The organism is Wolbachia endosymbiont (group A) of Phasia obesa, assembly GCF_964028125.1.
Classification (GTDB): Bacteria; Pseudomonadota; Alphaproteobacteria; order Rickettsiales; family Anaplasmataceae; genus Wolbachia; species Wolbachia pipientis.
In genome coordinates this window covers 583,846-609,166 of sequence record NZ_OZ034764.1, presented here as the reverse complement: position 1 = coordinate 609,166, position 25,321 = coordinate 583,846, and the positions used below count along the sequence as shown (strand labels likewise).

Here is a 25,321-nt window from a genome sequence, read left to right as displayed (position 1 = left end):
CATGAGAACTCTATTTTTCATACCACTCATTTATAAGTTTATTGATATCAGAATCTATAAAATCCTTTAATGGTTGCCTGATTTTTATCTCAACATTTTTAGGGATGCACCTATCTTTACATATCGCATAATTTATATGGAAGTTAAGGTCAATATACCCTTGATTTAAAAATATATTCATCTTAAAGGGAAATAATACCATATCCTCATATACGTTACTTACAAACGTCTCTCTCCCTACTTTATCTTTATGTTCCTTTGGAATAGGCCAGTGAATATTTATATCTGATGCATTACCTTTGTAACTAATAGACGTGGGAAGGCCAAAATCTCCAGGATCTTTATAATATATGTGCCAGCCTGGTTCTACTGTAACCTTTATTGCACCTTTAAGAGTGAAGCTTGCTTCATTTATCTCGCCAATAAGTAAATCAAATTTTGCAATTTCCTCGTCAGCATATAGTTGAGCGCAAGAAAAAAATAAAAATAATATTAAATATATATATATTTTCATTAAGGTAAATTTCTCCTTTTATAGAGAAAGTGATTTAGATTTTAATTATTACATTTAATAGCATTATATAGATTATTTATTAATATAGCATTATGCTATAGCTAAACTGACTTACAACAATCTGAAAAACGACAAATTCGTCATTCCGCTACTTGTTAGCGGAATCTATGCCGAGATACCGCGAATGAATCCACAACTGTACGAACATTGTGATTTTGGCCCATAAGGAGGGTGTCATCCCAGTGCTTGACACTGGGATCCAGGAATTTTATTAAGTTGGCAAGCATAAAAATAGCTGTTTTTTGTTAAAATACAATGTCTTGATGATTATGGAAATGCTGGATTCCAGTGTCAAGCACTGGAATGACATCATCCTTTTTCCTGAATTCCAGTGTCAGCTACTTTCATGACATCGTTTACTATGTGCCATATTGTAATGTTCGTACAGTTGTGGAATGAATCGCGGTATGACGTGTTAGCTATAGTATAAATATACTAGGGATTATAGTTCTTTTATGCTGCCTTTTTGTTATTAGACAACCACAATATAAAGGCATGAAACGGATGCAAACAGTAGTGCATTTCTGCACCAAACGTATTACCTTTAACGAATAGTAAAATGTGAGATTTTTTGGAACTACCGTGGAGCAATTGCTCCACGGTTTCATTCTACTTAGAATCCACCCATGCCACTCATTTCTCCTGCACCCATAGGAGATGAAGCATTTTCTTTGCTTGGTACATCAACTATCATAGATTCAGTAGTTATCAGCACACTCGCAACAGATACCGCTGTTTCAAAAGCAATACGCACCACTTTTGCTGGATCAATCACACCAGCTGTAAATGCATTAGCGTAATTCATAGCCTCAACGTTGTATATAAGCTCTTTATCATTCTGCTTAATCAAATAGTCAATTATAACAGCAGATTCAAGACCAGCATTTTTGACTAACCTTCTAATTGGAGCACTGAGAACTTTCTTGATAATGTTTATGCCTATTTGTTCCTCGTCACTTGCACCTTTTAATTTGTCGAGAACAGATGAAGCATAAAGAAGCGCAACCCCACCACCTGGAACTATACCTTCTTCAATTGCAGCTCTTGTTGCATGCAGCGCATCTTCGACTCTATCTCTACGTTCTTTAACTTCCACTTCAGTTGCTCCACCAACTTTGAGCACAGCAACGCCACCTGATAATTTCGCTAAACGTTCTCTTAGCTTTTCTTTATCATAATCAGAAGTTGAAGTTTCAATTTGAGATTTAATCTGCTCGATTCTAGCTTTCACACTGTCAGAATCGCTATTTTCGCTGACAACTGTGGTATTATCTTTAGTAATTTTAACATTTTTAGCCGTACCAAGATCATCAAGCGTGAGATCTTCCATCTTGATTCCAAGTTCATCTTTTATGACGTACTTAGCACCAGTTAAAGTTGCTATGTCTTCGAGCATCTCCTTTCTTCTGTCACCAAAACCTGGAGCTTTTACTGCAGCAACTTTTAAACCACCACGCAATTTATTGATAACTAAAGTGCTTAATGCTTCACCTTCGATATCCTCTGCAATAATAACCAAAGGTTTACCAGATTTAACAATAGCTTCAAGAATAGGAAGTAAAGGTTGAATAATATTTAATTTTTTCTCTGTAATTAATAGATAAGGATTATCAAGCTCCACGATCATTTTTTCATTATTTGTAATAAAATACGGAGAGAGATAACCGCGATCAAATTGCATGCCAGTAGTCAGCTCAACTTCTAACTCTTTTGAACCTTTACTCTCTTCAACAGTTATTACACCCTCTTTTCCAACTTTTTTCACGGAATCAGCAATACTGTTACCTATATCCTTATCACCATTTGCAGATATTATTGCAACTTGTGCCACTTCGTCTATTTTCTCTAGAGAAATTGTACGAGACATTGACGTAATTTCCTTTAATATTACATCTTTTGCCTTCTGTATTCCGTTTTTAATACCAACACGATCGTTTCCAGCAGCAATTGATTTTGAAGCTTCCATTATCATGTTGCTAGTTAGTATTGAGCACGTTGTTGTACCATCACCAACTTTATCGTTACATTGAGAACAACTTTGTGCAAAGATGCTTGCTATTACAGCGTTTAATGGTTTTTCAGGCTTGATACCCTTCATCACCTTATAACCATCTTTTGTAATTTCTGGTGCTCCATAGGGCTTATTAATCCCTACTGTTTTTCCTCTAGGTCCCGCAGTTATTGCCACCGTTGAGTCTACTATTGCTGCGACTTCACGAAAGGCTTCTTGCAACTGCTCACCTGATACTACTACATTAGTCATTTTTATCACCTCTTGTTAATAAAAAATTTAGAAAACTATAATAAAATCATTCACAATGCGTCATGTTGCGCTTTGTTTAAGTTTAGTAAAATAAAGACTGCTATTTAATGACAGCAAGTATATCGGACTCTTTCATCACGATAAGCTTTTCATCATTATGTTCTATTTCTGTACCAGCCCATTGACGATAGAACACTTTATCACCAGCTTTCACAGTTAAAGTTACGCGTTCGCCACTTGAATTGCGTGAACCTTCACCAATTGCTATAACTTCACCTTTAGTAGGTTTCTTTTCAGCACTTGATGGAAGCACAATTCCACCTTGCTTTTCTTCGCTAATAGGCTTGATCAGCACGCTATCATCTAATACATTTAAACTTATACTTGACATTTGTTTTTCCTCATCAACAAATTAACTTATAAGTTTATATATATATACTCGTAAGTTAGATTTCAAGGGCTGGAGCTTGTAAAATATGCACGCCATTATAAAATATGCACGCCAAAAGCAGTTTCTAAAAGAGCCTAATGTTATATAATAAAATTTAGATTTATTTATAGAGATTTCATGAGTTATATACCATTTTTAAGTCGTGGTGTGATAGTGCTATATGGGCCTGACACTAGAGATTTTCTGCAGGGTATTATAACCAATGATATTAATAAGTTGGATAGCCAAAAAGCCATTTACTCTTTATTGCTTAGCCCTCAGGGAAAATATCTATATGATTTTTTTCTTATTGAATATGGTAAATACACCCTCTTAGAGTGCGAAAACATGCACTTGCAGCAAATAATCGAGAAACTGGATTTGCTTAAAACTTACTTGAGAGTGAAGATTAAAGACGTTAGCGCACTATATAAGGTTGGAGTTTTGTTTAATACTAAGTTGGCGGAGTGTAGTGGTAAGTCACAAGTTATTTTTCAAGATCCAAGGCACAAGCTGCTAGGAATGAGGATCATACATAAAGATGAAATAAAAGAGCCGGTTGGGGATTTTACTCAGTATGAAAAAGTTAGAATTCAAAATCTCGTTCCAGATGGAGCGAAAGATATGGTGCAGAATTCATCGTTTCCGCTGCAATTTTTAATCGATAAGGTAAACGGTATAAGCTTTAATAAGGGGTGTTATATAGGTCAGGAAGTTGTAAATCGAATGAGCAGACAAGAAATATTCAGAAGAAAACTTTACCTTGTTGAGGGGGATAACGCACTTCCAGATATTGGCACTAAAGTGACAAATGAAAACAATGAGGAAATAGGGGAACTGCGCTCTAGTGTAGACAACATTGGATTTGCATTGCTTAATACTGGAAAGAGCCATGCAAATTTATATGCAGATGGAGTTAGGTGCGTTAAGACGTTGAAGTCTTAAGGTAGCGCATATAGAAACGAAAAAACTTACTTGACACCCTTCGCCAGCGCCCTTATCATGATAGTGAAGCTATTGTATTTGCTTTCGCCAATCTGCAGATTAAAAGGTAAGGATTACTTAATGTATCGGCGTCTTATGTTCAATTTTTTGCAGTATATAGATACTGTATGTCTTTACAAAACTTCATCTACATCTAGATTTTTATCTAAATAAGCTGAACGCGCTTATAAAGCGTTACAAGACATCAAAAAATGCCAATACTCGACAGAGATAGTAAAAGACTAGCTAACTCGGGGATTCTTTGTCTTTTTTTCTGCTTAGTAAATTTCTTAAACATTTGCAGCGTAAGTTAGTTGCAATTAAAAGCGGCTGAATCTCGCTTGTCAAGCGTTTAAAACATAAAAAACGCCAATATTTTAAAGCGGATAATAACCACGGGGCTTCTTTTGCCTTTTTTTTCGTTTGGTAAATTTTTTAACGTTTATGGCTAAGCGACAGCCGTCATCCCGCTGCTTGTTAGCGGGATCTCTTGTTAGCGCCGCGGCGGTATGACGGTTCGCAGTGGCATGACGATAAGCTCGTCATCCCGCTACTTGTTAGCGGGATCTCTTGTTAGCGCCGCGGCGGTATGACGGTTCGCAGTGGCATGACGATAAGCTCGTCATCCCGCTACTTGTTAGCGGCTAAGAGATACCGCGAATGAATCGCGGTATGACGGTTAAGTAGGGTGTCATCCCAGTGTCACGCACTGGGATGACATTATAGGAGCACTGGGATGACACCCTCTTGGATGGAAATCAGTGTCAGATAATTTCATGACACCAGTTGTTGTAAACTCACTTTTTCTCGATTTTTTGGTTTATCTTGTCTACCTATTTTGCCACTCTGCTGAACAGATACACTCAACTAATGGTCAATACATCTTCTATTAAAAATTGTACAAATTCATTGCCATTCCAGTAATTCATAGAGATTTTACCCAAAATAGCTTTAACATTACCCTGCATGATAGCAGAGCCAAGATGAGTATTTGCAGAACGAAATGCAATAGCTCTTACCATAACATTATCATCAGCAATAAAACATTTTATATGGTCAACTCCTATAACTTCAGGCTTTCTTATCTTTGCTCCTTGGATAATAAACCTTGGTTCAGGATTTCCAACTCCAAATGGTCCCAAGCGTTGCAATTGATTCCATAAAGACAAATTTATTGCTTTAGCAGTTACTATACTATCAGCTTTTAAAGTTTTCTCATTTATAGAGTTTGAAAATCTTTCAGTAAAAAAATCATGCAAATCATTTATTTTGTCTTCTTTAATTGAAAATCCTGCCGCCATACTATGGCCACCACCTTCAATAATCAAATTTATAAACTTTGCGGAAAGGACTGCAGCACCGATATCAACTCCCAAAATTGATCTACAGCTTGCTTTTCCTATTCCATTATTTAAAGATATCACTACTGTTGGCAAGTGAAACTGCTCCTTTAGCCTTGATGCAATTATACCAATTATTCCCTGGTGCCAATTGCCACTTATCATTATAAAATTCGCACCTGATTGGGCAGACTTTTCCGCTTGTGCTGTAGCTTCCAAGAGAGCCTCATTTTCTAACACTTTTCTTGCATTATTCAAATCTATTAATTTTAGCGCGATTGAATGTGCCTCTTCATCATCATCGGTGGAAAGCAACCTTGCACCAAGCGATGCTTCTCCAATTCTTCCTCCAGCATTTATGCACGGTCCAATGCTAAACCCCAACCGCGAAACACTTGGTTTTTCAAGGATTCCCAAAGCATCAAATAAAACACGCAAGCCAACGTTTTTTCTTGTTGACATAACTTTTAATCCTTGTGAGACAAGTGCTCTATTGAGGCCTGTGATCTGCATAACATCACAGACAGTTCCCAGGGCAACCAAATCCAACAGATCAAATAAATCTGGTTCTTTTTTGTTGGTAAAAAATCCTTGCTCACGTAGGCTTTTATTAAGAGCAACAATTAGCAGAAATGACACTCCAACTGCTGCTAGGTTATTATAAGGAGAGCTCTCATCAAGGCGGTTTGGATTCACAACTGCTACGGCGCTTGGTAATTTTTCCGTACCAAGGTGATGGTCAACAACTATAATATCAAGACCAAAAGCCTTTGCATCTTCTATTGGTTGATATGCAAGCGTACCACAATCAACGGAAATACATAAATCAATTCCATTCTTTTTAAGTTGTAATAAAGCATCTGTGTTTAATCCATAACCCTCATCAACACGATCTGGAATGTAGATTATAGAGTGTATATCGATTGCTCTCAGGTACCTGTTAATCAATGCTGACGACGTTGCACCATCAACATCATAGTCACCAAATATTGCAAGGTTTTCATCATTTTTTATTGCCCGTATTATACGAGAAACAGCTTTATCCATATCAAGAAGGTGAAAGGGATCTGGTAATAGCGATCTGATTAGTGGATATAAGAAGTCGCTTGCATTTTCTATGTTAACACCACGAGTAACCAATATTCTTGCTAATATTTCTGGTAACTCAAATCTCTGTGTAAGAGTTAAGATTTGCCTTTGATCTGCTTCTTGCAACTTCCACAATGCACTTGTTATGCTGCGCTTTTCAATTTCAAGTAGCATATTCTTTCTTTGTAAATAAAACTACTTTACCAGAATTTTTAAGCTTGTTCTATAATTGTATTAGACTTCTGCATAACCTAAACTAAGTAGAAAAAAGGTATCATCTAAGTAGCTGACACTGGTCTCCATCCAAGAGGGCAGTAGCCCCTTCGGTGTCATTCCAGCGCGTGACCAGGTCTTTTTAGCTATCATAGGATGACAGAAGCAGACACTCCACTTTGTCGTTCCAGTGCCTCCTTTTTTTGTCATTCCAGTGCCTTGACTATGATGGCTTTGTTGCATCGCTAGCTATGATGGATTAAAGATAAAAAAGGTGGAGAATATCAGTAGCTTATTATTCTGGTATTTATAACAAGAACGGTCAGTGAATACCTAAATTTGAGTAAAAGAAATTTCACTACCACTCACTAATCCGGCTAAAATTCAAGAATTTCAATGCTTTAGCTATTTTCAATAGAATTAAATTTATTAATATAAATAACAAGTTACTATTCTTAAATTTGATCAGATTGATTGCAAAAAAAACAAGATTTTCAATAAGTTGCTTATAATCCTAATTATAGTTAGCCTTTCATAAGTAGCGATGCAACAAAGCCCACTGGGATCCAGGAATTTTATTAAGTTGGTAAGCATAAAAGTGTTATGTAAAATACAACGTTCTTGATGGGATTGCGTGAAATGCTGGATCCCAATGTTTGGGCACTGGGATGACAAAGGAGGACAGTGTCAGCTACTCGGATGACAAAAAAAGGAGCACTGGGATGACATCATCCTTTTTTTGGGGTTCCAGCGTCACGCGCTACCTTCCGTATAAATATTAAAAAATTTACCAAATGAAAAAAAAGGCAAAAGAAGCCCCGTGGTTGGCTAATTACTTACATTATACTTTCAAGTATGGCGTTTTTTTATTCTAAACGCTTAATAACCGCGATTTAGTTGCTTTTAAGCCGCAACTAATCTAAATTATAAACATTAAGAAATTTACTAAACAGAAAAAAAGGCAAAAGAAACCCTAGGGTAGCTAGTTATTCACTATCCATTTTTTAAATCGGCGTTTTTTGATGTTTTAAATGCTTTATAAGCGCATTTCAGCTTATATTAGGTAAAAACCTAGAAATTTTATAAAGACATAAGGTGCACATAGTGCAAAAAATTAAACATGGGACGCCAGATACGTGAGTTTTTTTGTCATTTAATCTGTACAGAGAAGATAAATAAATAGCTTCAGTTTCATGATAAGGGGGCTGGCGGAGTTTGTCAAGGAAGTTTTTTTTGTTTCTATGGGTCAGTTGGTACGCGCTTTGCCTTTTAACAGATGTAAAAGCACAATTATTACGAACAACATTCCACCAACAACTGATATAGCGCCACCTATAATGAAGCACGTGCGTGCTAACATTGATGAAATACTTGGCAGATCTGCAACCTTCCTTAAAGCACCATATCCACCAAGCCACACAAGACCAGTGATATGGAGAAAATGCCCTATACTGTAGGCATAAATCTGTAATCTTACCATGGAACCTTTTATCTCTTTAAAGTTTAATTTGGGTAACAGCCAATAAATGAAATTCATAAAAGCTATAGTGATCCCAACTACAGAACCGTGATAATGAGCGGGAATGGTGACATTTCCTTCAATAGTCAACACTCCGAGCACATCTCCATAAGTGAACAACAAAAATGAATGTAATAAATAGTTGCTTTTATCATTAATAAAAGTTCTGATGTTGCAGCACACTAATATTATCAAAAAGCACGGCAAAACTGCTCCAGCAATCCTCATATGCCAAGTAAAAAACTGTATTAACTTGGCACTATCAACTGGATAAACAAAATATACAAACGGTGCGCCTACAGCTAAAATCGTGTTTATAAATAGTGGTAAAATAGTAATTTTATTGCTTGAAGCTAAACTAACATCACTGATCATTAAATAGACTAAAAACATTCCTTGAGTAAAAGCAAACTGCAATAAATGTCCGCCTCCCCAAAAGAGATATTCGTAAAATAAATTATTATCTGAGTGATATAGACCTGGAGGCATATTATTATATGCTAAAACAAAGCAAAGAAATGACGATACAAGTATAATAACTAGCCCAATTTGCCCAACAGAGAGAAATGAAACCTCTTTTTTTGATGTGTATGCTAGCATTGTATTTACTAATATACTGGCAATAAATAAACTGAGTCCAAACAAAAATAATTTGTTTTGTAACACGGGAATATAATTACTTTTGATAACTTCAGTGTTTGGAACGAATGCGGATATAAACATGAGCAGCATCGAAAGGGTTGATAGAACCCATGAAAAGTTAAACCAACTATTGGTATTTTGTAGGTTTATGATAAAGAGCAGAGATATTATAGAGCACATCCACACTAAAATTGACAAGTTCACGTGTATTACCAGCGCATTATCAAAAATATATTGTGCAGAAGGAACAAGAGAGGAGATAAAAGGCAATCGTAGAAAAATAACAATTATTGACAGTAACCCAGAGCAAGCAAGAGCACATACTGCCAAGAACATCCATTTTCTACAGAGCGGAGCGTTGTCTTGTATATTAAGCACAATCTTTTTTCTCAATTTTGTTCAATACAATATATAACACTGCAATAATACCTAAAACATAGCAATAGTATACGTGTGGCACGACTGCCAAAGGTGAAACTCCAGCAATAGTGCTAGCCAAAAGCAATTGAGCGCCATACGGTATTAATCCTTGAAATACACAAGAAAATATGCCTAGCCATGCTGCACTATAGTGAGGCGGTATTTCATATTTCTTAGCAATATCTCTAGCAATTTCACCACTAAAAATTATAGCGATGGTGTTATTTGCAAGTAAAATATCAAATATGCTGACTATTTTTGCAATAAATAATTGCGCAGTTTTTTGTCCACCACGTTGTATCATAACCCAAGATGAAAGTTTATCTGCAAGCTCCTTAGAATTTTTACCTACCAGTCCTGAAAGCCCGCCAACCATCAATGACAGTAGCATAATTTCATGCATACTCATAAACCCCTTAGTGATGTTTTGGCTTAAAAACAATAAACCATAATTGTTGTTATTTATAAATCCAATGATTCCAGCAAAAGTTATGCTTAAAACCAATGCCGTAAATACATTTATTCCAAAGTTTGCAAGCAATATAAGTATTATGTAAGGAGTCACAAGCAATAAAGAATACTCCTTAACTGAAATAGCAGCACTATTGCTTGAGCTATAAAATAATATAATTATTGTGAATATAGAAGCAATTAGTGCCACTTTTGCATTCAGTTTTAATTTTTTCTTTATATCAGCCTTTTGAGACATCACAGATGCAATTGTAGTATCAGAGATAATAGATAAATTGTCGCCAAACATTGCTCCTCCTACAACGGTTGCAACTCCTAAGGAAGGAGAAATCCCAGCTTGTGTCAGTTCAACTGCAATAGGAGCAATTGTTGCAATGGTGCCCATTGATGTACCAATAGCAGTGGAGATGAAAGCTGCTACAAAAAATAATCCTATGAGTAAAAATTGTGTTGGTATAAATGAAAGAGCCAAATTAACTGTGGCATCAGCACTACCGATTGCTTTAGTTACTTCACTGAATGCACCTGCAAGTAAAAAAATGATGCACATAGTGATAATATTACGATCTCTTACCCCATCTAGAAAGGCATACATTTTTTCTTCAGTATTGCCCTTGTATAAAACCCAACCCAGAGCTATGGCAGGAACAATGGCTACTAGTGGAGATAACTGATAAAAAGCATTTGACACGCCAAGAACAGTAAAATATATGCCGCTTCCTACAAAAAGAAATAGGAACAGTAAAATAGGCAAAAAATTTGTAAAATAAAACATACCTCAGCTCTGATAAACGCAAATCAACTATGATATAATTTATATTATTATAAACCACAGTTGGCACCTTGACCAATGTTTTTCTAGAAAGCAATCCACCAGAAAAGGTTTCCATGAAAAGGACTATTATAATATATCATCTACTTGAATTAAACTGGGAGATAGAATAAGTAAAAAATATGAATGACATAACAACAAAGCAAGTCATATCCTTATGGGATGCACAAGTTGGTGGATTCTTGCCAGATAAAAGAGAAATGGAGATTGATAATATTTTTTTAATCTAATGCTTCAATGTTTCCGACATAGGAAAAGTATCATCTTTACTTTCTATAGAGGAAGGCACACTATTTTGATTATCATCACCATCAATTGGAGTAGTAGGGTGCATTAAAGCAACTTTCATAACTTCATCAATATTCTTAGCAAAAACTACGTTGATCCCCTCTTTGATGCTTGCCGGAATCTCTTGCATATCTTTCTCATTTTCACTTGGTATAATCACAGTTTTGATTGATCCTCTGAGCGCTGCAAGCAATTTTTCTCTTAAGCCCCCAATAGCTAAAACTCTACCACGCAATGTCACTTCGCCTGTCATAGCAACATTTTTGTTAACTGGTATATTCGTCATAAGAGAAACAATAGACGTACATACCGCGCCGCCAGCAGAAGGGCCATCTTTTGGTACTGCACCCTCAGGTACATGTAAATGTATATCATTATTTTGGAATTTTTCGGGCTTTATACCAAAAAACAAACAATTTGATCGAATATAACTATACGCAGCTTTTATAGATTCTTGCATAACCTCTCCAAGCTTTCCTGTGTATTTTATTTCTCCCTTGCCCGGAATTAGGACTGATTCTATCATCAAAATATCACCACCTGTTTCAGTATAGGCGAGCCCAGTTACTATTCCTACTAAACTCTCATTTTCCGCAATGCCAAAGGTATATTTACGTACCCCTAAATAATCTTGTAAATTGTCAACCCCTACGGATATTTTCTTATTTTTATCAGTCAATATTTCTTTAACTGCCTTTCTCATGAGCTTTGCAAGCTCCCTTTCCATACTCCGCACACCACTTTCACGTGTATATAAACGTATCAACTCGTATAACGCCTCATTAGTTATGTCCCATTCCTTCTGATACAAACCATGCTCCTTCTTTAACTTCGGAATAAGGTGGTGTGTAGCAATACTGATTTTTTCATCTTCAGTATACCCGGACAATTGTATAATTTCCATCCTATCACGCAAAGGATGTGGTAAATTTAAGCTGTTTGCCGTAGCTACAAACATTACACTTGAAAGATCAAACTCAACTTCCAAGTAATGATCCGTAAAGTGTTTATTGTGCTCAGTATCTAAAACCTCAAGTAATGCAGATGCAGGATCGCCACGCGAATCAGAACCCATCTTATCTATTTCATCAAGCAGAAAAAGCGGGTTGCATGAATTAGCTTTTTTCATGTGTTGAATGATTTTACCAGGCATTGAGCCAATATAAGTTTTCCTATGCCCTCGTATCTCAGACTCATCACGCACACCACCAAGAGCTATGCGAACAAAATCTCTTCCTACTGCTCTTGCCATAGACTTAGCTAAAGAAGTTTTACCAACACCTGGCGGTCCAACTAAGCAAAGTATAGGACCTTTTATCTCTTTTACTCTTTTTAATACCGCTAAAAATTCTATTATTCTATCTTTTACTTTCTCTATGCCATAATGATTTTCATCTAAGATTTTCTTAGCTGCATTTAAGTTAATTTTTGCATCTTTGTACTTTCCCCATGGCAACTCAAGCAACCAATGCAAGTAACTAGATATAACTGTAGCTTCAGGAGAAATGGGATTCATTTTCTTGTATCTCTTCAAATCAGTTATAGCTTTCTCTCTTGCTTCCTGAGAAAGCTTTGTTTCATTTATCTTTTTTTCAAATTCATTGAGTATATTCCCTTCATCACCATTCTCAAATTCGCCTAATTCTTTCTGTATAGCTTTCAATTGCTCGTTAAGGTAGTAAACTTTCTGAGTGCTTTCAACTTGCGATTTAATTGTCTTATATAAACGGTTTTGTGCGTTCAAAATACTCATTTCTCTCTCAATAAAAGCAAAAGCTTTTTTTAAACGCTCTTCTGGGTCATAAGCCTCAAGTATACTTTGTTTATCTGATACTTTTATATTTAAATGTGAAGCTACCGTGTCTACAAGTTGATCAACTTCTTTGATTTGATCAATGGAGTTAATGGCAACCTCGGGTTGATTTTTCTTGTTTAGCTTACACCAGCTATCGAACGCGTCTACAACAGACCGCCTTAAAGCTTCTAAATCAATATTGTCTTCATCTTCTTTATAATGATTGTCTAACTCTACCCTGGCTTGTAATAAAGTATGAGAGCTAATATATTCTACAACTCTTCCCCTTCTTATCCCCCGGATTATAACTTTTACTGCATTGTCAGGTAATTTTATTAACGGTTGTACAATGCTTGCTAACACACCTACTTCATAAAGATCTTCAGGCTCTGGATTATCAACAGAGCCATCTTTCTGTGCTACAAGAAAAATCTCATTTTGGTGATTACTACTACTTATTGCATACTCTAGTGCATTAACAGATTTTTCTCTGCCTATGAATAAAGGCACCATTATATTTGGAAAAATTACTACATCTCTTAAAGGTAATACTGGCAATGCAGTAAAACTAGAGCTTACAGCACGTTCAATGTTCATAATATATGCCTCAAATTAATCATTAACCGTTATAACATTGCCATTGTTATTATGATTAACCGTTGCTTTTCCTAATTCTACCATTTTCTTAGTGATTACTATAGTGCTACCTTCAAAGCCTCCGTTTCCAGATGTATACATAATGTCAAGCAAAAGTGACTCCAAGATAGCACGTAACATTCTTGCACCTGTTTTGTAGCTTATAGCCTTTTTAGCAATAGCTGATATTGCTTCATCTGAAAACTCAAGGTTTACTTTGCTAAACGCAAGCAATGCTTTGTACTGTTTTATTAGTGCATTCCTTGGCTCTGTCAACACATGTATTAAATCTTCATGATCCAGCTCATCTAAAACAGCAGTTATTGGAACCCGCCCTACAAATTCGGGTATTAAACCGAATTTGATTAAATCTTCAGGTTGAACATCATGTAAAGCATTCTTTTTCTTTTGCTCTTTAGACTGACTTATATCTGCTCCAAAGCCAACTGACGTTCCCTTTTTTCTCGCTTCAATAATTTTATCGAGGCCTTCAAAAGCTCCTCCACAAATAAACAGTATGTTACTAGTATCCACTTGTATAAACTCTTGTTGCGGGTGTTTTCGCCCTCCTTGTGGCGGAACATAAGCAACTGTACCCTCCATAATCTTAAGCAGAGCTTGCTGGACCCCTTCACCTGAAACGTCACGGGTTATTGAAGTGCTTTCAGATTTTCTTGTAATCTTGTCTATTTCATCTATAAACACTATACCACGCTGTGCTTTTACAACGTCATAATTTGCAGCTTGTAATAAACGCGACAACACGCTTTCTACATCATCACCCACATAACCTGCCTCAGTTAAAGTTGTCGCATCAGCCATAGCAAATGGCACATCTGAAACTTTAGCAAGTGTTTTGGCTAGCAAAGTCTTACCAGAACCAGTGGGACCAATAAGCATTATATTTGACTTCTCGATTTCAATATCACTTATAGCATGAAATTGTACCATGGATTGACAATGGTTATACATAGCTACAGATAAAACGTGTTGCGCGTGTTCTTGACCTACAACATGCTTGCTGAGAAAGTTTTTTATATCCTCAGGTTTCTTTAGTAATAGCTTCATATCAGATATACGATCTGAATTAAAAGATCTATCTTTCTTTTGACTTATTGCTTTATGGGATAATTCTATGCACTCATTACAAATAAACACCTTTAAACCATCCGAAGAGTTAGTAATCAATTTATCTACTTCATCTTGCGCCTTGTTGCAAAAAGAACAGTAGTGTAAATCATTATTGTTATCCATTAACCCACCTTTTGTTTAACTTTAATATTTTCAATTTCAATATCTGTACGCTCAGCTATCACCCTGTCAATTAAGCCAATTTTCCTTGCTTCTTCAGGATCCATGAATTTATCTCTTTCCATCATTCCTTCAATTTTCTTCAGTGAATTTCCAGTATGTTTTTCATAAATTTGATTTAGTTTTTTCTTAACTCGCAAAATTTCATTAGCATGTATTTCTATATCAGTTGCTTGACCATGATAACCACCAGATGGCTGATGTATCATAATTCTTGAATGAGGTAGAGAGTAGCGCTTACCTTTTGTACCAGCTGCAAGCAATAAAGAACCCATAGACGCAGCTTGACCTATACATAAAGTTGAAACGTCTGGGTTTATATACTGCATTGTATCGTAGATCGACAAACCAGCAGTTACAACACCACCTGGTGAGTTGATGTACATACAAATGTCTTTATCGGGATTTTCCGATTCTAAAAATAAAAGCTGTGCTACTATTACACTGGCCATATTGTCTTCAATAGGACCTGTTACAAAAATTATTCTTTCTTTCACTAGTCTTGAATATATGTCATAAGCGCGCTCACCGCGACTAGTTTGTTCAACTACAATTGGTATAAGAGTCATACCTTTTCCTATTAAATATTATCAAATAATTCCTTTAATTCTTTCACAGAAACAATCTGCTCTTCTTTACTAACTTTTTCTATTATATAATCTGTCACTTTATACTCAAGCGCTTGCCCTCTAACTAATTCTTGAAATTGTTTATTTGATTCAAAATGCTTAATTACTCTGTCAAATTGCACATCTTTACTGACATATTGATTTACAATAACACTCAAAACATCATTTTGAGTTAATGATATTTTATGTTCTGCACTAAATTTCATAAATAACATAGCAAGCTTTACACGTTTTTCAGCTTCTTTACGAGAATCATTTTGAGCACCCAATTCTCCTTCCATTCTTTGTTGCTCCTGTTTTACTATGTCTGTGGGTAAATCAAAACTATAATTAGCATCCAAATAATCAAACAGCTCCTTTTTAATTAAGAGATTTCTCATTTCGGTGCACTGATCACCAATCATTTTTTTTGCATGATTTATTAGCAAAGAATAATCTTTAAACCCAATACTCTTAGCTATTTCATCATCATTTTCAAAATCTTTGGCAATTTGAATCTCATTAACTCGCACAGAAAAATCAGCTTCCTGTCCTGCAAGGGAAATGGCTTGGTAATTTTCAGGAAATTTCAACTTAAAGTTCTTTGTTTCTCCCTTTTTCATACCAGTTAATTGATCTTCAAAACCATTAATAAATGTGCCAGACCCTAAATTAACGGCAAAATCTTTGCTACTTCCACCTTGAAAGAGCTTATTCCTAATCCGCCCTTCAAAATCAATTATCAATTTATCCCCATCTTTCGCTTGATAAGAAGCATCATCAACAGAGGCAAAATTGGGGAACTTTGTTTTGATAGAATCAATAAATTCTTTTATATCTTCCTCTTCAATCTTTGCTTCAATTTTCTTTAAGTTTATTTTGTCAAGATCTATCATCGGTACTTCAGGCATCGACTCAAAAGATAGCTTGTATACAAAATTGCCCTCCTCATTTTCTTTGCCCAGATCTGGTAATGATATAACATCAACCTTAGGATAAATGTGAGACTTGACTTCAATTTTTTTCATCAAATCACTTGAGCAATAATCAATTGTATTATTTATCACATATTCCAAAGCCTCGTTTTTATAATTTGCAACAACAAGGTCATAGGGCATCTTTCCAGCCCTAAATCCAGGTGATTTTGCATTTTCTGCTATCTCTTGCAACCTGGAATTTACCTTTTGTTTTATATAATCACTACCAACTGTGATTTCATACTCATACTTTAGTTTATCTATACTAAGCTCTTTGTAGGTATATACGCTACTTACTTCGACTGTATTTTGAGGTATATTATTAGACATCATAATTCATTTATTAACATTTTAATTCATATCTTAATAGAGTCATTTTACCAGAATTTAAGTTAAACACAATCCTTAAGAACAGGTTTTTACACAAACAAAAGTGTATTTAGTGATTATAAATTTTCCCTTAAAACCTAAGTTACATGACTTTAAAGTGCGGATAGAGGGACTTGAACCCCCACGAGCAAGCTCACCAGGACCTAAACCTGGCACGTCTACCAATTCCGCCATATCCGCAAGAAATTTTCAGTACCCTATTATAGGTATTCCATTAAAAATATTCAAGGTTTAAAGTCTTACTTAATTTATGGTATTTACACAATCAAAAAAGCTTATTAACATTTCTTAATGAAAGCTCTAAACCATGAAAATCAATAATGAGATTAATAACAAGCTTCTTACTCGCAATTTTTTTGATTACACAAAGTGGTTGCACAACCCTTATAATAGGTGGTGTGGTGGCTACAGCGACAGCAACAGCAATAACAATGCAGGACAAATCCTTGGGAAATATCATTGATGATACGACTATGGTCATCAGAATTAATAAGGGGCTCTTAAAACATGGGCTATTTTCATCCATAAAGGTTAAAGTAAGTGAAGGAAGAGTATTGCTCATTGGAAGTGTTGACACTCCTGAAAAACAACTTACAGCAGAAAAAATAGCTTGGCAGCAAAAAGAAATTAAAGAAGTGATAAATGAAATAAGAGTAATACCAATTCAAATGGCTTCCATGCTAGACACCACTGTAGATGGCATGATAACAGCGGAAATAAGAACAAGACTCCTGGGAAAAAGAAATATTAAGTCAATTAATTATAGCGTTAATACGGTTGATAGAGTTGTTTATTTGATGGGTATAGCCCAAAATAAAGCGGAATTAAAAGCTGTAATAGCAATTGCAAGAAAAGTAAAGGGAGTAAAACAAGTTGTAAGTTATGTACGATACAGGTACAGTAAGTTACGCCATTAGGCAAAAATCGCTTTCAAATTATAACATTTGTACAGTTGTGACAATAGGTAGAGAACATAAATGAAAATTGCCTTTCAGATGGATGAAAATATAAATTTTGAAACTGACACTACATTCGTGCTAATAAAGGAAGCACAAAGGAGGAAGCACGAAGTTTTTGTCTATGCTCCTAACAATTTAGCACTAAAGCTAAACCATCCAATTGCTCTGGCTCAGAAAGTCAGCGTTGATGATTTTAGTTTTATCTCTAAAGAGGATGTAGCAATCAACTTGAATGAAATGGACATCATATTTATCAGACAGGATCCACCCTTTGATATGCGTTATATTACAACAACATATATCTTAGAAAAAACCAGCGCATTGGTAATTAACAATCCAACAGAAATAAGAAATTGTCCTGAAAAATTGATAACTTCATTATTTCCAGAGCTAATTCCGCCAACTTTGATTACTGAAAATATATCAATGATTAGAGATTTCTACTACAACTATCAAGATATTATTCTGAAGCCATTGTATAGTTATGGAGGAAACGATGTGATAAGAATACAAGATGAGAATAGTATTCAAGTAGTAGTGGATCTCATGATAGCAAAATACGAATGCCCTGTGATTGCACAATCATTTTGTAAAAACATAGATAAAGATAAAAGAATATTGCTACTTTATGGCCAACCAATTGGTGTAATGAAACGAATTCCAAAAATCAGTGGAGAGATCAGAACAAACATGCGACTTGGAGCAAGTTTTGAGCCCGCTCAAATGAACGATAGAAACAATGAAATATGTAACAAAATTGGTCCTGAATTAAAGAAAAGAGGGCTAATATTTGTTGGTATTGATATTATAGATGACTTCCTGCTCGAAATTAACACAACTTCACCCACGGGAGTAGTTTATATCAATAAATTGTATAATATATCGCTAGAAAAGGATCTTTGGGACGTGTTTGAAGAAAAAGCAAGCAGCCATCAACTAAACCTGTGAACAATCACCTTAACAAACTCAGTAGTCCCATTCTTTATCCCTGTTTTTTCTGTACTATTGGTCATATCACGCAATTTTTGAGAATTATTTAATAGATCAAATAGTACCTCTGTTAGATTTTTTTTTGCTTCACTATTCTGCTCAACTATTATAGCTGCTCTCGAGTCTTCAATATATTTTGCGTTATAAAATTGGTGATTATCTTTTGAGTAAGGGTAAGGAATATATATAGCAGAACGCCTAGCAAGAGTGATCTCTGCTATTGAAGTTGCTCCTGCTCTGCTAATTACCAAGTGAGCATTGGCCAGTCTATTCTCCATATCATCAAAAAATTCACTCAATTCACAATCGATCTTTTCACTTTTGTATAGACTTTTGACCTTGTTTACATTTTTCTTCGTACATTGCTGCGTCACTCTAATTTTCTTTTTCATTTTAATAGGTAAATCACAAATTAAGCTGCTTACTACATCATCAAAAAAATTTGCACCTTGGCTGCCTGCTATGACCAATATATTTAGGATTTTCTCAGTGCTAGAATGGCTCTGTGCTTTTATATCAACAAAATTTCCTGTAAAAATACATTTATTGCCCTCTGCATATTTAGTCTCCGGAAAGCTGGTTGCAATTAATTTTGCACTCTTGAAAAAGAATCTATTTACTCTCCCTAAAACTGTGTTTTGTTCATGTAAAATTATAGGTATAGAAAGAACTCTTGCTGCAAGAAGAGTTGGAAAAGAAGCATAGCTACCAAAACCAATGACCGATTTTGGTTTTAATTTTCTTACTTGATACAGTGCTAACATAGAGCTGTATATCAAGAAAAGGAAAAACTTAAATTTGTTGCTGCTTGGTCTACGTAATGGTAAGGTGTAGCTTTCTATGTCGGTATTTTTATTTGTTTTTTTATCAGTGAATAATATGCAATTGTATCCTTGTGTCTTTAGTGCTTTTGCTAAAGCTATGGCCGGAAAGATATGCCCACCTGTGCCACCTGTTGCTAAAATAATATCCATCTGTAAATAATAAATCCTAGATTGTTAACTGTTATTTAACAATTTGCACGTAGAATTTTATTAAGCGTTATGATAGTTGAGTTAAAAATGCCTAAAAGTAATAGTAAAAAAGAACCTAATGAGAAAAATAAACCTCAAGAACAAAGAGAAGGCAGAAGCGGAGGTTTTTTAGAACTGCTAAAAAATATAATAAAAATTCTTTTCAATTCGGTCGTTGACCTACCTGAGCACGAGCAGCATAATAAAATGAAAAGCACTAATCTACAACAAGGTTTGGATACTAAAGGAAAAGGCCCAGAAGATCTTCATCCAAAGGCAAAGCTTGAAGTTAAAGAAGCAGCTAAGGGATTGAAAGAAGAGTTACAGAATTCTGATGCTGGTGGTAATCAATCTATTGAAACTAAAGTGCCTAATCAAACTACTACTCAAGACATTGACAACTCTAAAACGATGGAACGTTAGTTCAACTATTTAACATCTGCAGCAAGCACTGATTCATGTATCATCTCTGAAATGGTTGGATGAGGAAAAATCGTAGATTTTATGTCGAAGTCTGTTCCTTCTAGTTGCTTTGCAAGAGCAAAATTGCTAATTAACTCCGTTACTTCTGCACCTATCATGTGGCTACCCAGAATTTCTCCGGTTTTTTTATCTATAATCGTTTTCACTAACCCTTCAGTTTCACTGAGTGCAACAGACTTACCATTAAAATTAGAGTGAAATTTTCCTATTTTTATATCATACCCACCTTTTATTGCCTGTTCCTCAGTAAGGCCGATGCTCGCTATTTGTGGATGAGAATAAGTGCAATTTGGTATGCATTCTTTTTTTAACGCATGAGCATTTTTACCAGCAATCTTTTCAATGCAGATCACGGCTTCATGGCTCGCTTTATGTGCTAAACATGGTGGGCCAGCTACATCACCTATTGCATACACATTTGATTCACTAGTTTCATACCATTCATTCGTTTCAATAAAGCCAGAAGGGCTTAATTTAATTTTTGTATTTTCTAAACCTATATTTTCAATATTTGCTTGAATTCCAACCGCAACAATCACCTTATCAAATTCTTTGCTTTCACCACTACTTAGTAGCACTTGAGCAGAGTCTTTACTTTTAGTAAGAGCTTTTACGCTACTGTTTGTATATATTTTTATCCCCTGTTTTGTGAATATTTCTTGTGCTAAATCTGAAATGTCCTTATCCTCCAGCGGCAAAATAGTGCTCTTTATCTCTATGATTGTTACATCAACCCCCAAAGTACTATAAAAACTTGCAAATTCTATTCCAATTGCACCAGACCCTATAATTAGTAGCGATTTTGGTAATCTCTCTGGAGTCATAGCGTGCTGCGCATTCCATATTAAATCTCCATCTGCCTCTATTCCAGGCAGATTCCGTGCCCTCACGCCTGTTGCTAAAATGATATGCTTGGAAACAATTTCTTGTTCTTCCTTATCGCTAACGACTTTTATAGTACCATTGCCTGCAAGTTTACCAAAACCTTGATGAACTTTGATATTATTTTTTTTCATCAAATATGCAACACCGCTTGACAATTTATCAACAACGTTTCTTGAGTATTTCACTATTGATTGTATATCAAAATTCGCTCCCTTTACTTCTATACCAAACTCTTTTGATCTTTTTATTAGCCTATAAACCTCAGATGCTCTAAGCAGTGATTTTGTTGGTATACATCCCCAATTTAAGCATATACCGCCTAAATTTTTTTCTTTTTCCACAATTGCAGTTTTAAACCCAAGCTGTGCCGCCCTAATTGCCGCTATATAACCACCAGGACCGCTACCTATAACCGTAATATCATACTCATTCATCAGTTTTCTTCGTATTCAAAAAGATTATATATAACAGATGGAACCCATACAATCAATGGTCTGTCATCTACCGTCTTAAGAGTCAAGATAAAAGTTGTTATTTTTTATCATGGCATTTAAACAAACGATAATTTTTCTCATGACAGCAACTAATGCAACCTTAGCAGCTTTGCCAGAATCAACCAAACGCTGATAAAACGCTTTCATTTTTCTGTTGTGGCGCATAGCAACAAGAGCTGACATGTATAGTGCTTTCCTTGCATAAAACCTGCCTCCTTTGATTTGAGCTTTGCCAACTTTTCTTCCACTTTCACTAGTTTTAGGTGCAACTCCAACTAAGCATGCAATTTCTCTATTCTCTAATCTACCAAGCTCAGGCACCTCTGTCAGTAGAACGCTCGCCGTCTTTGACCAATACCTTTATAGCTGATTAAAAGCTCATTTTTTCCTTTCAATTCAGGGTCAGAATCTATTGTGTCTTCTATGTCTTGCCTAATTTCTTTCAATTGTTTTTCAGCAAACCCTATCTGTCTTTCTATGTATTCTCTAGCTTTTCCCGTCGCACTTTGCAGGCGACACTTGTTTGCATGAATTGCATCATTTAAATTACGCTCAACTGCCCCCAGCTCCTTTAATTCCTCTTGCTTTTGTGAAATTATACATCCTTTTACTTCACCGTCTTTACTGACAAATTCAGCGTATTTTTCCAGTAATTTAGCATCTAACTTGTCAGTTTTTGCAAAATGATTGCAAGCTTTGGCAAATGCATATACCCGATTCGGGTGAGCTTTATGGACAGTTATCTTGCAACAATTTTATAATGAGCTTTTCATAGCCACCAGTTTACATATAACTTGATGGGTAAATCGACTATATTTGTTTCTATAAACTTAGATATAGCATCACTCACGTTTGCTATGCGCTTATGCTTGCCATTAATTGAGATGTCCAATGCTTCCTTGGAAACATCTACTCCCATGAAAATTATTCTAGCCATTTTTGTACCTATAAATATAATCAAACAATAATGCAAAATGCTGTATACAGGATTGTAATTCGATCTTTTAGATCCACCTACCGTTCGTACTACATTTTGCTTTAAGCCTTACTATTACCCACAAATAAAAACATAATATTGTATTTACTCAAATAATTTAATTTTATTAACCTGAAAGCTTATTAGACTAAAATTATTAAACTAAGAGTTATAATTTTAGCAACTAAAAGCTGTAAATTGCACCATATAAACAGTTATTTCAAGCAAAAGTTATGCCATTAAGAGCTATGCAACAAACATTTATATTTGTGGGTAATAGTAAGATCTAAATCCGATAGAGCATTGTTGGCACACCATCAAAAGTCGCCTCAGACCTCTAATGCATCAATGTACAAACTTACACCTTTTAGTTGGTAATACCATTTTAGACGTTTATCATTCGTTTTAGAAAATACTATAGTAGCGGAATGACGAATTTTTGTTTTTCAAATTGTCAGTAAATCTAAGTCAGTTTAGCTATATAAAACATAGTATAAAAAGAGCTATTTTAGCAAAATTTTAAACAAATAAAGTTAATTACTTCACAATTGATACCTTACGAGAAAAGCACATTTGATACAGATTTAAAATACAAGTTAACGAATTATTATGATTTTTACCAAGATAATAATATAGTAAGGTTTGGTAGTGAGGTATCAAAATGGAAAAATACACCAACGCATGGTTTAATAAGAAAGATAATCATGATTGTGCAAATGATGGCACTTGCGGGCAATCTATAAAGGATTTTAGGATTGGTAATTCTGATATTTCTTTTTTTGATAGTAACAAAAACTTAATTGCCAAAGTACCTAAACTACCAAAGTATTCTAGTGATAAATATGGGCATCAATTGTATAAAGAAGCCGAGTCAAAGCAGTTCAATTATTTTTCCACAAATATACATGATGTTTTGTCTAACAGCTTTACCGTTAAATACGGGTATATAAATTGTACTATAAAATACGACAACTTATCTGAGCAGGAACAAAACCAAATAGAAACAGACATTAAAACTGCCTATGAGGCATTTAAAGAAAAGTTTTGCTTCAAAGATAGTAGCATAAGTAAAAATATAACGGTTTACATTTTCAATAATAGAAGCGATTATACAAAGTATAACAATCTTCTCGGCATAGATGAAGATGGTAGTCCAGGATATATTACACGAGGAGTAACAGATTGTCAGAATATTCTGACATATAAGCAAAGTGCCATGGATTTTGTTCTGGGTCATGAGCTAGGCCACATATTTCAATTGTGTTTTTCACCATCGGCAACAGTCCAAACTTTGAGTATTCTGGATACTGAACTCATAGCAAATGTTGTTGGACGAGAAGTAGAAGAAAAAAATTATAAAGCTATTTGCAAGCAGATGGGTGTAGATGAATATAAATACGATGGATGGAGTTTTATTTTTAAATACATAGGTACAACTGGTAGTGTATACCGCCTAAACCTTTCAGAAGAAGAGAAATTTCAAATTATACAACGTGTCAAGAATTCTGGACTAGATGAATATGAAGACCATGGATGGATATTTAGTTTTAAATACAAAGGCACCACTTATAACGTAAGATACAAGGACTTTTCAGAAGATGAAAAATTTAAAGCTATACAAAATGTCAAGAATATTCATGAACTAGTAGATGAATATAAAGACCATGGATGGATATTTAGTTTTAAATACAAAGGCACCACTTATAACGTAAGATGCAAGTACTTTTCAGAAGAAGAAAAATTTCAATTTATCAAAGACATTAAGAACTCTCATGAATCGCTCGTTAGTGAATGTGATGGATTGGGGAATGAGAATACAGTTTTATCGATTCACGTTGATGAAAATAAGGAGATAAGTCGAATGTATTTTCGAAACTCCGACAAAAATATATTCAAACAGCTAGATAAGACACTTATAAGCAGAAGTAAGTCTGAAGAAGAGGTAAATGAAAACCGCACGAATCCAGAGCCAGAAGAAGAACAAAAAGGTGATGACTACACAGAGGTTACAGGAATGTTGCAATTTAAGTACAAAGGGACCAATTATGCTATACAACACAGAGGTTACCTTTTAGTAGAAGAAGAAAAACTTCGATTGATTCAAGATATAAAGAACTCTCATGAATCGCTCGTTAGTGAACGTTATAGATTAAATGAAGGGTCATTAAGTCAGAATGCAACTGTAGTAATTTTTGTTGATGAAAACAAGGACATAGAGAAAATGTATTTTCATAATCCAGACAAGAATATGTCCAAATGGTTAGATAAGACACTCATAAGCAGAAGTAAGCCTGAACAAGATGTGGATGACACAGCAGGAAAAGAGCCTGAACCAGAATCAGCCGAAGAGGATACTCAGCAACCCAGTAATTTCTTATCCAATATTTTTTCAGCAATTAAATCCATTATTGATTCTATCTCATCACTCTTTTCATGGTTATTTGGGTCGAAAGAGAAAGAGTCTAATCAACAATCTGATGATAATCCTTCTTTGTTTAAGCTCGATGCTAATGAGTTAGATCACGAAGTTAAGCCTGATGCCAATGAGTTAGGTCACGATGTTAGAGATCACTTATCAGACAATTATAACCATTACAACTCATCTGATGGGCTAATGTAATATAGCTAATTTACAGTATCTGTTCAGATGCATGGCTAATGTACAAATATTGAAACAAAAATTCCAGTGCCCCTGTGATGTCATCCCAGTGCTTGACACTGGGATGGCTTTGTTGCATA

General features: G+C 35.1%; 19 protein-coding genes, 1 tRNA gene and 1 pseudogene. 5 read left to right on the top strand and 16 right to left on the bottom strand.

What is annotated here, in order from left to right; genetic code table 11:
• Positions 1 to 10: 10 nt before the first annotated feature.
• The 3 genes from ABWU29_RS03105 to ABWU29_RS03095 form a co-directional block, all read right to left on the bottom strand.
• Positions 11 to 514: a protein-disulfide reductase DsbD domain-containing protein gene (locus ABWU29_RS03105; RefSeq protein ID WP_015589109.1), complete on the bottom strand. Its 504-nt coding sequence runs from the start codon at positions 512 to 514 to the stop codon at positions 11 to 13.
• A gap of 673 nt (positions 515 to 1,187) precedes the next feature.
• Positions 1,188 to 2,837, bottom strand: coding sequence for a chaperonin GroEL (gene groL / locus ABWU29_RS03100; protein ID WP_141456977.1), 1,650 nt, complete (start codon positions 2,835 to 2,837; stop codon positions 1,188 to 1,190).
• Between the two features lie 100 nt (positions 2,838 to 2,937).
• A complete protein-coding gene (locus ABWU29_RS03095; RefSeq protein WP_173862882.1) occupies positions 2,938 to 3,219 on the bottom strand; it encodes a co-chaperone GroES in 282 nt (93 codons plus the stop codon).
• Positions 3,220 to 3,405: 186 nt separating this feature from the next.
• Between ABWU29_RS03095 and ABWU29_RS03090 the strand changes: the two genes are divergently transcribed.
• On the top strand, positions 3,406 to 4,212 hold the full coding sequence (locus tag ABWU29_RS03090; protein WP_015589111.1) for a YgfZ/GcvT domain-containing protein: 807 nt from the start codon (positions 3,406 to 3,408) through the stop codon (positions 4,210 to 4,212).
• A 902-nt stretch (positions 4,213 to 5,114) separates the two neighbouring features.
• On the opposite strand, the gene recJ is transcribed toward ABWU29_RS03090, so the two are convergent.
• From recJ to ABWU29_RS03045, 9 genes are all read right to left on the bottom strand, one after another.
• Positions 5,115 to 6,854 carry a single-stranded-DNA-specific exonuclease RecJ gene (gene recJ, locus ABWU29_RS03085; protein ID WP_353280120.1) on the bottom strand — a complete coding sequence of 580 codons (1,740 nt, stop codon included), beginning with the start codon at positions 6,852 to 6,854 and terminating at the stop codon, positions 5,115 to 5,117.
• A 60-nt stretch (positions 6,855 to 6,914) separates the two neighbouring features.
• Positions 6,915 to 7,136 carry a hypothetical protein gene (locus ABWU29_RS03080; protein ID WP_041573526.1) on the bottom strand — a complete coding sequence of 74 codons (222 nt, stop codon included), beginning with the start codon at positions 7,134 to 7,136 and terminating at the stop codon, positions 6,915 to 6,917.
• Positions 7,137 to 8,139: 1,003 nt separating this feature from the next.
• On the bottom strand, positions 8,140 to 9,390 hold the full coding sequence (locus tag ABWU29_RS03075; RefSeq protein ID WP_174516867.1) for a cbb3-type cytochrome c oxidase subunit I: 1,251 nt from the start codon (positions 9,388 to 9,390) through the stop codon (positions 8,140 to 8,142).
• Positions 9,391 to 9,424: 34 nt separating this feature from the next.
• A complete protein-coding gene (locus tag ABWU29_RS03070) occupies positions 9,425 to 10,720 on the bottom strand; it encodes a Na+/H+ antiporter NhaC family protein (protein ID WP_141456953.1) in 1,296 nt (431 codons plus the stop codon).
• 283 nt (positions 10,721 to 11,003) lie between these two features.
• The gene (lon, locus tag ABWU29_RS03065; RefSeq protein ID WP_141456951.1) at positions 11,004 to 13,457 is read right to left on the bottom strand and encodes an endopeptidase La; all 2,454 of its coding nucleotides are present in this window, start codon (positions 13,455 to 13,457) and stop codon (positions 11,004 to 11,006) included.
• 15 nt (positions 13,458 to 13,472) lie between these two features.
• Positions 13,473 to 14,750 carry an ATP-dependent Clp protease ATP-binding subunit ClpX gene (gene clpX, locus ABWU29_RS03060; RefSeq protein ID WP_006279985.1) on the bottom strand — a complete coding sequence of 426 codons (1,278 nt, stop codon included), beginning with the start codon at positions 14,748 to 14,750 and terminating at the stop codon, positions 13,473 to 13,475.
• Positions 14,750 to 15,376, bottom strand: a complete 627-nt coding sequence (gene clpP, locus ABWU29_RS03055) for an ATP-dependent Clp endopeptidase proteolytic subunit ClpP (RefSeq protein WP_006280254.1) — start codon at positions 15,374 to 15,376, stop codon at positions 14,750 to 14,752. The genes clpX and clpP overlap by 1 nt, the downstream gene beginning before the upstream one ends.
• An 11-nt stretch (positions 15,377 to 15,387) precedes the next feature.
• Complete coding sequence (gene tig, locus ABWU29_RS03050; protein ID WP_015589117.1) at positions 15,388 to 16,722, bottom strand: trigger factor; 1,335 nt, start codon at positions 16,720 to 16,722, stop codon at positions 15,388 to 15,390.
• 158 nt (positions 16,723 to 16,880) lie between these two features.
• Positions 16,881 to 16,962, bottom strand: a tRNA-Leu gene (locus ABWU29_RS03045).
• Between the two features lie 140 nt (positions 16,963 to 17,102).
• Between ABWU29_RS03045 and ABWU29_RS03040 the strand changes: the two genes are divergently transcribed.
• Together ABWU29_RS03040 and gshB are read left to right on the top strand one after the other, a co-directional pair.
• Positions 17,103 to 17,699: a BON domain-containing protein gene (locus ABWU29_RS03040; RefSeq protein WP_006279461.1), complete on the top strand. Its 597-nt coding sequence runs from the start codon at positions 17,103 to 17,105 to the stop codon at positions 17,697 to 17,699.
• Between the two features lie 60 nt (positions 17,700 to 17,759).
• Complete coding sequence (gshB, locus tag ABWU29_RS03035; RefSeq protein WP_015589118.1) at positions 17,760 to 18,689, top strand: glutathione synthase; 930 nt, start codon at positions 17,760 to 17,762, stop codon at positions 18,687 to 18,689.
• Here the strand turns inward: gshB and murG are convergent.
• A complete protein-coding gene (murG, locus tag ABWU29_RS03030; RefSeq protein WP_353280119.1) occupies positions 18,674 to 19,705 on the bottom strand; it encodes an undecaprenyldiphospho-muramoylpentapeptide beta-N-acetylglucosaminyltransferase in 1,032 nt (343 codons plus the stop codon). The two genes, gshB and murG, sit on opposite strands and share 16 nt — an antisense overlap.
• A gap of 69 nt (positions 19,706 to 19,774) precedes the next feature.
• Between murG and ABWU29_RS03025 the strand changes: the two genes are divergently transcribed.
• Positions 19,775 to 20,167 (top strand): hypothetical protein, encoded by a 393-nt coding sequence (locus tag ABWU29_RS03025; protein ID WP_006279962.1) that lies wholly within the window; start codon positions 19,775 to 19,777, stop codon positions 20,165 to 20,167.
• Positions 20,168 to 20,172: 5 nt separating this feature from the next.
• Here ABWU29_RS03025 and lpdA read toward each other — a convergent pair whose 3' ends face one another.
• From lpdA to ABWU29_RS03010, 3 genes and pseudogenes are all read right to left on the bottom strand, one after another.
• Positions 20,173 to 21,546, bottom strand: coding sequence for a dihydrolipoyl dehydrogenase (lpdA, locus tag ABWU29_RS03020; protein WP_015589121.1), 1,374 nt, complete (start codon positions 21,544 to 21,546; stop codon positions 20,173 to 20,175).
• Positions 21,547 to 21,621: 75 nt separating this feature from the next.
• Positions 21,622 to 21,942: pseudogene (locus tag ABWU29_RS03015) on the bottom strand (transposase); the annotation flags it as partial.
• Positions 21,943 to 22,375: 433 nt separating this feature from the next.
• Positions 22,376 to 22,543: a hypothetical protein gene (locus ABWU29_RS03010; RefSeq protein ID WP_153296805.1), complete on the bottom strand. Its 168-nt coding sequence runs from the start codon at positions 22,541 to 22,543 to the stop codon at positions 22,376 to 22,378.
• Between the two features lie 700 nt (positions 22,544 to 23,243).
• Between ABWU29_RS03010 and ABWU29_RS03005 the strand changes: the two genes are divergently transcribed.
• On the top strand, positions 23,244 to 25,202 hold the full coding sequence (locus ABWU29_RS03005; protein WP_141456949.1) for a hypothetical protein: 1,959 nt from the start codon (positions 23,244 to 23,246) through the stop codon (positions 25,200 to 25,202).
• Positions 25,203 to 25,321 lie beyond the last annotated feature (119 nt).

Bases quoted from the DNA above. Each gene is read 5' to 3' on its own strand.
- ABWU29_RS03105 (WP_015589109.1), bottom strand. From the start codon at position 514: ATGAAAATATATATATATTTAATATTATTTTTATTTTTTTCTTGCGCT.
- groL (WP_141456977.1), bottom strand. From the start codon at position 2,837: ATGACTAATGTAGTAGTATCAGGTGAGCAGTTGCAAGAAGCCTTTCGT.
- ABWU29_RS03090 (WP_015589111.1), top strand. From the start codon at position 3,406: ATGAGTTATATACCATTTTTAAGTCGTGGTGTGATAGTGCTATATGGG.
- recJ (WP_353280120.1), bottom strand. From the start codon at position 6,854: ATGCTACTTGAAATTGAAAAGCGCAGCATAACAAGTGCATTGTGGAAG.
- ABWU29_RS03080 (WP_041573526.1), bottom strand. From the start codon at position 7,136: ATGCAACAAAGCCATCATAGTCAAGGCACTGGAATGACAAAAAAAGGA.
- ABWU29_RS03075 (WP_174516867.1), bottom strand. From the start codon at position 9,390: ATGTTCTTGGCAGTATGTGCTCTTGCTTGCTCTGGGTTACTGTCAATA.
- ABWU29_RS03070 (WP_141456953.1), bottom strand. From the start codon at position 10,720: ATGTTTTATTTTACAAATTTTTTGCCTATTTTACTGTTCCTATTTCTT.
- lon (WP_141456951.1), bottom strand. From the start codon at position 13,457: ATGAACATTGAACGTGCTGTAAGCTCTAGTTTTACTGCATTGCCAGTA.
- clpX (WP_006279985.1), bottom strand. From the start codon at position 14,750: ATGGATAACAATAATGATTTACACTACTGTTCTTTTTGCAACAAGGCG.
- clpP (WP_006280254.1), bottom strand. From the start codon at position 15,376: ATGACTCTTATACCAATTGTAGTTGAACAAACTAGTCGCGGTGAGCGC.
- tig (WP_015589117.1), bottom strand. From the start codon at position 16,722: ATGTCTAATAATATACCTCAAAATACAGTCGAAGTAAGTAGCGTATAT.
- ABWU29_RS03040 (WP_006279461.1), top strand. From the start codon at position 17,103: ATGAGATTAATAACAAGCTTCTTACTCGCAATTTTTTTGATTACACAA.
- gshB (WP_015589118.1), top strand. From the start codon at position 17,760: ATGAAAATTGCCTTTCAGATGGATGAAAATATAAATTTTGAAACTGAC.
- murG (WP_353280119.1), bottom strand. From the start codon at position 19,705: ATGGATATTATTTTAGCAACAGGTGGCACAGGTGGGCATATCTTTCCG.
- ABWU29_RS03025 (WP_006279962.1), top strand. From the start codon at position 19,775: ATGATAGTTGAGTTAAAAATGCCTAAAAGTAATAGTAAAAAAGAACCT.
- lpdA (WP_015589121.1), bottom strand. From the start codon at position 21,546: ATGAATGAGTATGATATTACGGTTATAGGTAGCGGTCCTGGTGGTTAT.
- ABWU29_RS03010 (WP_153296805.1), bottom strand. From the start codon at position 22,543: ATGGCTAGAATAATTTTCATGGGAGTAGATGTTTCCAAGGAAGCATTG.
- ABWU29_RS03005 (WP_141456949.1), top strand. From the start codon at position 23,244: ATGGAAAAATACACCAACGCATGGTTTAATAAGAAAGATAATCATGAT.